The organism is Streptomyces sp. NPDC059456 (assembly GCF_042750055.1).
Lineage (GTDB): Bacteria > Actinomycetota > Actinomycetes > Streptomycetales > Streptomycetaceae > Streptomyces.
The window spans coordinates 1-8,268 of record NZ_JBHYVA010000365.1 but is presented as its reverse complement, the minus strand read 5'-3'; the positions used below and the strand labels follow the sequence as shown (position 1 = coordinate 8,268).

The following is an 8,268-nucleotide window of genomic DNA, read 5'->3' as shown; positions in this document are numbered from 1 at the left end:
AAGAGCGGGCGCCTTCTCATTTTTTCACACCCACCCCCCCCCCCCGCCTCCCCCCGCCCCCCCCCCCCCCCGCCCCCCCCCCCCCCCCCCCCCCCGGGACCGGCGGACCGGATTCCTCCGGCGAGCCCGCCCGAGGGGACCGTCCGATACGCCGGAGCGCCCGGAGCCGTCGCCGGCAGCTGCCTCGTCCTGCTGGACCCGGGCCGCGCGGACGCCCGTACGACCCGGGGCCGGGCCGTGGTCACACGGTTCGGCGGCCGGATCCGGCGGACCCACGACGCCGCACTGAACGGCTGCGCCGTGGAGTTGTCGGAGCGCCGGGCGCGCAGGCCGGCCGCGGACCCCGCCGTCGCCGAGGTCGCACAGAACCGCACGGTCCGCCTCGATGCCACGCAGCAGGACCCGCCGTCGTGGGGCGTCGACCGGATCGACCGGCGCCGGCTCCCGCTCGACGGGGGTGACACGTCTCCCGACGGGTCCGGGCAGGGCGTGACCGCGTACGTCATCGACACCGGCGTGAACATAGGCCACCAGGACTTCGGCGGGCGCGCCCCGTACGGGTACGACGCCGTCGACGACGACGAGTCGGACGGTCTGCACGGCCACGGGACGCACGTCGCGGGGACGCACGCGGGCACGGCGTTCGGCGTCGCGAGGAAGGCGGAGGTCGTGTCCGCCCGGGTGCTCGACCGGTCGGGCGAGGGCACCACGGAGCAGGTGGCCGCCGGCATCGACCGGGTCACCGCAACGCCGTGAGGCCCGCCGTCGCGAACATGAGCCTGGGGGCGACCCCGACGGCGTGCTGGACGCCGCCGTCCGCAACTGCATCGCCTCCGGCATCACGTACGCGGTCGCCGCGGGCAATCAGGGTGCGGACGCCTCCACCCACTCCCCCGCCCGCGTGTCCACGGCGCTCACGGTCGCAGCCACCACCGACACCGGCGCCCGCGCCTCCTGCTCCGACCACGGCCCCCCGGTCGACCTGTTCGCCCCGCCCAGGTCGCGGGCGCCCTGATCGCGGCGGCCACGACCGGCTCGGTGGTCGACGCCGGTCCGGGCTCGCCCGACCGGCTCCTGTACGTGAGGACGGAGCCGAACCGGGTGCCCGGGCCGCGCTCCGCGAACACGTCGGACGTCCCGGTCGAGGACCTGGAGCCGGCCGAATCCCCGGTCACGGTCAGCGTGATCCCCGGGTACGCGCCCACGCAGCCGGACGTGGAACTCGACGTCAAGCACCCGGATTCCGGCACCCTCCAGGTCGATGTGATCGCTCGGGACGGCACGGTGTACCCGGTCAAGGACTGCTGCACGGGCTGGGGCAACGCCGACCTGCGCGGGGTGTACGCGATCGACGCCTCGTCGGAGACCGTCGACGGCGTATGGAAACTGCGGGTGTTCGACGCCTTCGCGGGCAACACCGTCACATCGACGCCTGGGCCCTGCACCGGTGAGGGTCCGCCGTCAGGTGACGCGGAATCCCGCCACCGCGCGGTCCCGGTGGAAGGTCAGCCGGTCCCAGGTGGGGAACACGAGGTCGGTCACGGCGAGCAGCCGCCCGTCCGCGTCGTGCAGGGTGCGGCGCACGGAAAGACCGCAGACCGGCGCGGCGGCCGACGGCTGGCTGGTACGGGTCATGGTGAGGGTCTCGGCGACCCGCCCGCACCCGGCCGCCCGGTCGAGCCACCGGTGCAGGGGCCCGAGGTCCTCGTCCCGGACGACGGCCGGGCGCTCGCGGTAGCGGGCGAGTTCGGGATCCTCCTCGACCACGCGGGGGCAGAGGTACGTGACCGCGTCCCGGAGGGTCTCCCCCGACGGGCCGCGCTCGCGGCGGTGGTGGACCAGGGTCCGGTCCCCGCCGCGCATGCCGAGCAGCCCGGCGAGCGAGGGCGGAACGCCGACGAGGGCCAGCCGGCTCTGCTCGTGCACGACGGCGGGCCGGGCGGGGACGGCGGGGGCGGGGGCTCCCGGCGCGGCCGCCGCAGCCGGGGCATCCGTGACGCCCGGGGCATCCGCGGCACCCGCGAAGGCCGGCCGGGTGCCGCGCCGCCCGGTGACGATCAGCCCGTCCTCCCGCAGCTGCTGGAGGGCGGCCCGGACGGTCTGCCGGTTGACCTGGTAGCGGGCCGCCAGGGTGCGCTCGGAGGGCAGTCTGCCGCCCGGGGTGTGTGCGGCGCGTTCGATCTCGTCCCGCAGGGCTGCGGCGATCCGCTGGTACTTGGGCATGGCGACGGCGGGGCCGCCGCCCCGCGAAGGCGAGGGCATGGCTTCTCCTGTGACGGGTGGTCAAGGGCTGCGCGGTCTGCCGACCAACCTAGCATTGGTCTATACCTCTGGGTGAGAGGCGCTCGCCGATCCCGCTCCACCTTGGCCGGATCCGGCCCGGCCCGTCATCCCCGCAGGGGGTTCGGAAGCGGGATGTACCGTGCGTCGGCGCCGTCCGCACGGGTCCAGCGGAGGAGCAGGTTCGTTTTGGCCGGGAGGGACCGCGCGGACAGGAGTTCCGCGATCTCGGGCAGGCCCCGCTCGGCGTCGTAGCGCAGGAACTCCTCGCGCACCGCCGGCCACACCGTGGCCGCGGTGTCCGGATGCGCCTCGGCGAGGGCCGCCGCCATCTCGGCCAGATGGTTGACCACCAGGCAGTAGACCAGCCGCTGCCAGGCCTGCGCACGCTCCACGTCCGGCAGGAGCTTGACCCCCTCCGCGTCCCGGAACAGGGCCTGTACCGGCATGCCCCGGGCGTCGACCGCGACGAGGCTGTTCTGCAGGTGCGCCTCCAGTACGACGCCGTGCCGGGCGAACAAGTCCAGTACGGGCGGGACCACATGGTGCAGGTACGCCCGCCACCAGCCCCGGGGATCGGCCGTCGCGGCGAGCGGGCTGCCCGCGAACCCCTCCGCGAGCGCGGCGGACGCCAAGACCGCGGCCCCCGGCTCCACCCGCGCGTGCAGGCCGTCGCGGACCAGGACGGCGAGTTCCTCGAAGGCGAAGGACGCGGTCCGGTAGCCGCGGTCGGCGAGCCAGACCGCGTTCGAACCGGCGGCGCGCAGGGCGGCGAACCCGGCCTCGACCGCGGAGTCCGTACGGCGCAGCTTCAGCAGGTCGTGCCGCCACAGCCGGCGCACGTCGTTGGTGATCCGCACGTCGAGGCTGAACTTCACGAAGAGGTCGCGGCCCGCGCCGCCCCCGCCCCGTTCGTCCGGACCTCCCGGTACGTACAGCGTGCGGATCGAGGCGGTCGGCCAGGCCGGGCGGCGGCCCGGGCCGAGGCGCAGCAGCCGCCCGTCGGCGAAGGCCGTGCGTACGGCAGCCGAACCGGCGACGAGGTCCAGTTGCCACGGATGCGCCGGCAGCAGCCGGTATCCGGCCGGCGGGCGCGGGCCGTCGAGCAGCCCGGCCAGCGCGTCGATCGCCCCGGCGGCGGCCGGTCCGCCCTCCTCGGTCACCTGGTCCTCGCGCAGCCCCAGGAAGACCAGGGGGAAGCGGGCGTACGCCTCGGGCGCGTACGGCAGCCAGCTCGCGGCGGGCGCGCCGCCCCGGGCCTTGGGGGCGGGGTGGTACGGGTGTCCCATGACAAGGGACTGCTCGGAGCGGACGTACGGGTCCTGCGGGGGCGCGGCGGCGGCGCGGGCGGCCAGCAGCGCGGCGACGGCCTCGCGGCTGTCGGCGATCTCGACGGGGAGCTCGTCGTTCGGCGTGCCCGTGTACCGGCGCAGTTCGTCGGCGGTCAGTTTGACGAGCTCGGTGTGGCTGAGCGGGCTCCAGCCGTCGGCGGTGCGCAGTTCGGGACGCACCGGCCGGCGCCCGTTGCGCACCCGCAGCAGGCGTCCGCTGCCGCGCAGCCGGTGCACGCGCCCGGCGGCATCGTCCGGAGCGGAAGCGTCCGGTGCGGGACCGTCCGCTGCGGGACCGTCCGCTGCTGCGGCGGCGAACTCCCCGACGGGATCGGCCGCCTCCCGCAGCAGGCAGTTCAGCAAGGGGGTTGCGGCGTACGCGTCGGCGGCGGCGTTGAGGTCCACGGATTCCATTCGGTCCATCCCATGCGCCGGGGGTCCGCGGGGCGTACCACCGGCCGTGATCTTCAGTATCCGCGATGATGACGTGATCATCACGCCACCCGTGAGAGGAACAGGGCCCTGCATCCCAGCATGAACCTCCCCGCCTCCCCGGCCGAACAGGCCGTGTCCGCAGAACTGGCCGAGGTGCGCCCCGCGCTCGGTTCCGCTTACGGGGCCGCGCTCGCCGGCGCCCGGGCCGCCGTGCTGACCCGGCTGTGGCGGGCGCTGGCCTGCGAACCGCTGCCGTGGGTCGAGCGCCGCGAGCGGGAGCCCGGCACGCTCACGGTGCTGCTGTCCGGGGGCAGACGGCTGGAGGGCCCGCCGCCGGACCCGTACGCGACCGAGCCGTACGTCTTCGAGGTGCTGCTCGACGGCGCCCCGTACCGGCAGGCCGGGCGGCTGATGGCGGCGCTGGGGGTACCGCACGGGGACGCCTTCGCCGCCGAGCTGGACGACAGTACGGCCTCGCTCGCGCTGTCCCGGGCCGGGCAGCCCGCCGCGGCGGACGACACGGCTCCGCTCACCGCCCGGGAGTGGGAGCAGCGCGTGGTCGACGGCCATCCCTACCACCCGAACTGCCGCTCCCGGCCGGGTTTCTCGGTGGCGGAGCAACTCGCGTACGCGCCGGAGCACCGGCCGGTGGTCGAGCTCGGGCTGGTCGCCGTACCGGCCGGGGACTGCCTGGTCACGGGCGCCTGGCCGGCCGGGCTGCGGGACGGCGGCCGGCTCCTGGTGCCGGTGCACCCGTGGCAGGCGGAACACGTCCTGAAACAGACGGGCCGGGGCCCCGGGGCACTGCGCGCCGGTTTCGCGGCGCACCCGCTGATGGCGCTGCGCACGCTCGCCCCCGTGGCGGGCGGTGCTCACGTGAAGACGGCGCTGAGCACCCGGCTGACCTCGTCCGTCCGGGACATCTCCGGCTACTCCGTCGAGACGGCGGCCGCGGTGTCCGCGTTCGCGCAGGCCGTGTCCGAACGGCTCGACGGGCGGCTGCACATCACCCGCACCCTGGGCGCCGCGACCGCGCACAGCCCGGACCTGGCGGCGGTGCTGCGCGAGCCCCCCGAGGTGTACGCGGACGCGGCGGCGGGTGAGCGGGTCGTTCCCGTGGCGGCCCTGGGCCGGGCGCCGTTCGCGCGCTCGGCGGCCTGGCGGGACGCGTTCGCCCGGCTGGCGCTCTCGGTGGGCCTGCGGGTGCTGGACCTCGGGGTGGCCCTGGAGGCCCACGGCCAGAACCTCCTCGTGGTCCTGTCCGCGACGGGGGAACCGCTGCGGCTCGTCTACCGCGATCTCGCCGACATCCGGATCAGCCCGGAGCGGCTCGCCCGGCACGGCCTGCCGGTGCCGCCCCTGGCGGGCCGGCTGGTCACCGACGACGTGCGCGTGCTGCGGCGCAAACTGTTCGGTTCCCTGCTGACCGGGGCCCTGGGCGCCACGGCGGGTTCGGCGGCGGCCTTCGGCGAGGCACTGGCCCAGGCGGACGGCCTCCCGGCGACGGCGGACACCGAAGCCCTGCTGACCGCGCCGCTGCCGACCAAGGCCCTGACGCTGATGCGGCTGAGCCCCGGAATCCCGGGGGACCAGTGGGCGGAGCTGGACAATCCGCTGGCCGGGGCCCGGCGCCGGGGACGGGCGGGCTAGTGTCACAGGGCATGAAGGAGACCTCGGACCTCAGCTCCGTACGGGCGTCCTACGACGCCGTCGCCGTCGACTACGCCCGGCTCCTCGACACGGAGCTGGCCGGCAAGCCGCTGGACCGGGCCATGCTGGCCGCCTTCGCCGAGTGCGTGCGCGCCGACGGCGGCGGCGCTGCCCGCGCGGTCGCGGACCTGGGCTGTGGCCCGGGGCGCGTGACGGCCCATCTGGACGGGCTCGGCGTACGGACCTTCGGCATCGACCTGTCCCCCGCCATGGTCGCGGTCGCCCGGCGCAGCTATCCGGGCCTGCGCTTCGAGGTCGGCTCGATGGCGGCGCTGGACATCGCGGACGGGGTGCTCGGCGGTGTCCTGGCCTGGTACTCCACGGTGCACACCCCGCCGGGGGAACTGCCCGCGCTGTTCGCGGAGTTCGCCCGGGTGCTGGCGCCGGGAGGCCATCTGCTGACCGCGTTCAAGGCGGGCGACGAGAAGCTGCGGCTGGAGCACGCGTACGGCCACCCGGTCGGGCTGGACGTCTACCGGACCCCGCCGGACGTGGTGGCCGGCCTGCTCGCCGGAGCGGGCCTGGAGGAGGTCGCCCGCCTGCTCCGGCAGCCCGTGGACCAGGAGAAGTCCCCCCAGGGCTTCCTCCTGGCCCGCAAGCGGGGCTGACGGCCCGCCGGCCGGCGGCTACCGGCTCCCCTCCAGCACCTCCAGCCGCTGCTGCGTCAGCCGAAGGAGTCTTGGTTCGAGGCTCGGCAGGGCGCTGAGCAGCCGGACGAGTTCGGGGCCGGAGTCGCGGGCCGCGGCCTGGTCCTTGAGCTGGGTCCAGCAGTAGAGCGCGCCCGCCGCGGCCGCGAGGACCTCGGGGGCGTCCGGCGGCTGGTGTGCGAGGCGGGTGCGCCCGGCGTTGATCCACAGCTGTGTCGCCGACCGGTAGTTCCCGGCCATCCGGGCGAGGTCGGCGCGGATCTCCGCCCAGTGGGTGGCCTCGGGCGAGGTGTACCCGTGGGTCTGGAGGACGTGCTGCTCCCAGGCCTGGGCGAGGGTGGCCGCCTCCTGGTGCCGGCCGCCGGAGGCGAGGGCGTGGATGTGCGGCCGCGGGTCCGGGACCGGGACCGGCTCCTGCCGTTCCGGCTGCGCCGGTTGTTCCTGCGGGGCGGGTGCGCCGAGTTCGCGGGTCGCCGGCAGGACGAGGGTGCCGGGCGGCAGGGCGGCGGCTCCGACGGCGAAGGCGTGCAGCTGGAGGTTGGCGGGGCGGCTGGGGCTGCGGCGCAGCTGGTCGATCCAGTGACGGGTGTACGAGCTCACCCGGTCCACCCCGCCGGCGAAGGCGGGCGGGACGACCACCCCGTACACCTCGGCGGAGGGCGGCGCGGGCAGGCTCCCGTACTCCTGCAGCACCGGCCAGGCCGATTTGTCGGCGACGAGGTCGAGCACCACCGTGGTCGGCCCGGCGGGACGGGCGCCGAGCTCGGTCCCCAGCCAGTCCCACGGGAGCGCCGTGTAGCGGACGGTGGAGGCGGTGGTGCCCGCCAGCGCGAGGTGCAGGCGGTGCCCGCGGCGGTCGAGCGTGAGCCGGCCGGAAAGGTAGACGAGCAGCGGCCCGGGGGTCGCCGCGGCGGCGCGCAGCCGCATCAGCACGGTGTTGGGATCCCGGGCGCCGTCGAGGTACGTGGTGTCACTGGGGGCGTGGCTGTTCAGCAGCGCCGACACGGGCAGCACCCCGAGCGCGGCCAGATTCGCACTGGGCGCGACCTGGACGGCCCGCCGCCGCAGGGCGGCGTCGCCCGCTATCAGAAGAACATGCCCCCGCTGCTGCCTGCCGGCTCCGTCGATCTGCATGTCCAGACGGTACTCACCTCCCGCCCCGGTCGCAGCCACCGGATCGGAATCCGCCCCCTGCCACGACGCGTGCGCCGCCCGGACCCGTATCCGGTGGGTGCATCCCGGCAGGGGGAACCGGACGACGGGGCGAACGCCGCTCCGGGTGGGACCGGGGCGGGGCGCTGCGGGGGCGTCCGCGGTGCGCGGGTCGGTCTGGGCCGTTCGGGGGGCAGCGGGGGCGCCGTGGGCCCGCCTTCGCCGCGATCGGGCCGGGCGGTGGCAGGAAGGAGGAATGAGCCTCCACCGCCGCCGGCTGCTGGGCAGCGCCCCCGCGGCCGTCCTCGCCGCGTTCGGGGTGGCCGGGGTGCGCGGCCCCGACTGGGCGGCGCTCGCCCGCGGGATCGACGGGCGGGTGGTGCTGCCGGGCGACCGCGACTACCCCGAGGCCCGGCAGTCGTTCCAGCCCCGGTACGACTCCGTCGCACCGGGTGCGGTGGCCTATCCCGCGCACGCCGCCGACGTGGCCGTCTGCCTGGGCTTCGCCCGCCGCTCCGCGGTTCCCGTGGTGCCGCGCGCCGGCGGCCACAGCTACGCCGGCTGGTCCACCTGCGCCGGCGGGCTCGTCGTCGACGTCGGCGCGATGGCCGGGCTGGCCGTCGAGGGGGCCGGGGTGCGGATCGGCGCCGGGGCCCGGATCGGCGACGTCAACCGGGCCCTCGCCGGGCGGGGCCTGGGCCTGCCGACCGGGC

The 8,268-nt window shown here is 76.2% G+C and carries 8 protein-coding genes; 5 read left to right on the top strand and 3 right to left on the bottom strand.

What is annotated here, in order from left to right; translation table 11 throughout:
* The first annotated feature begins 237 nt into the window (after window positions 1-237).
* Together ACFXA3_RS26880 and ACFXA3_RS26875 are read left to right on the top strand one after the other, a co-directional pair.
* Window positions 238-756, top strand: coding sequence for a S8 family serine peptidase (locus tag ACFXA3_RS26880; protein ID WP_385190906.1), 519 nt, complete (start codon window positions 238-240; stop codon window positions 754-756).
* A gap of 43 nt (window positions 757-799) precedes the next feature.
* A complete protein-coding gene (locus tag ACFXA3_RS26875) occupies window positions 800-1,015 on the top strand; it encodes a S8 family serine peptidase (RefSeq protein ID WP_385190904.1) in 216 nt (71 codons plus the stop codon).
* Window positions 1,016-1,461: 446 nt separating this feature from the next.
* Here ACFXA3_RS26875 and ACFXA3_RS26870 read toward each other — a convergent pair whose 3' ends face one another.
* Both ACFXA3_RS26870 and ACFXA3_RS26865 read right to left on the bottom strand, forming a co-directional pair.
* Complete coding sequence (locus tag ACFXA3_RS26870; RefSeq protein ID WP_385190902.1) at window positions 1,462-2,262, bottom strand: GntR family transcriptional regulator; 801 nt, start codon at window positions 2,260-2,262, stop codon at window positions 1,462-1,464.
* Window positions 2,263-2,387: 125 nt separating this feature from the next.
* Complete coding sequence (locus ACFXA3_RS26865; protein WP_385190900.1) at window positions 2,388-4,034, bottom strand: IucA/IucC family protein; 1,647 nt, start codon at window positions 4,032-4,034, stop codon at window positions 2,388-2,390.
* 111 nt (window positions 4,035-4,145) lie between these two features.
* Here ACFXA3_RS26865 and ACFXA3_RS26860 point away from each other — a divergent pair, with 111 nt between their 5' ends.
* Both ACFXA3_RS26860 and ACFXA3_RS26855 read left to right on the top strand, forming a co-directional pair.
* Window positions 4,146-5,696 (top strand): IucA/IucC family protein, encoded by a 1,551-nt coding sequence (locus tag ACFXA3_RS26860; RefSeq protein WP_385190899.1) that lies wholly within the window; start codon window positions 4,146-4,148, stop codon window positions 5,694-5,696.
* 11 nt (window positions 5,697-5,707) lie between these two features.
* A complete protein-coding gene (locus ACFXA3_RS26855) occupies window positions 5,708-6,364 on the top strand; it encodes a class I SAM-dependent DNA methyltransferase (protein ID WP_385190897.1) in 657 nt (218 codons plus the stop codon).
* 18 nt (window positions 6,365-6,382) lie between these two features.
* Here the strand turns inward: ACFXA3_RS26855 and ACFXA3_RS26850 are convergent, their stop codons facing one another.
* Entirely contained in the window at window positions 6,383-7,537 is a 1,155-nt protein-coding gene (locus tag ACFXA3_RS26850) for a hypothetical protein (RefSeq protein ID WP_385190895.1), read from the bottom strand.
* 274 nt (window positions 7,538-7,811) lie between these two features.
* On the opposite strand from ACFXA3_RS26850, the gene ACFXA3_RS26845 reads away from it, so the two are divergent.
* The coding region (locus tag ACFXA3_RS26845; RefSeq protein WP_385190893.1) for an FAD-binding oxidoreductase at window positions 7,812-8,268 on the top strand (457 nt) is incomplete at its 3' end.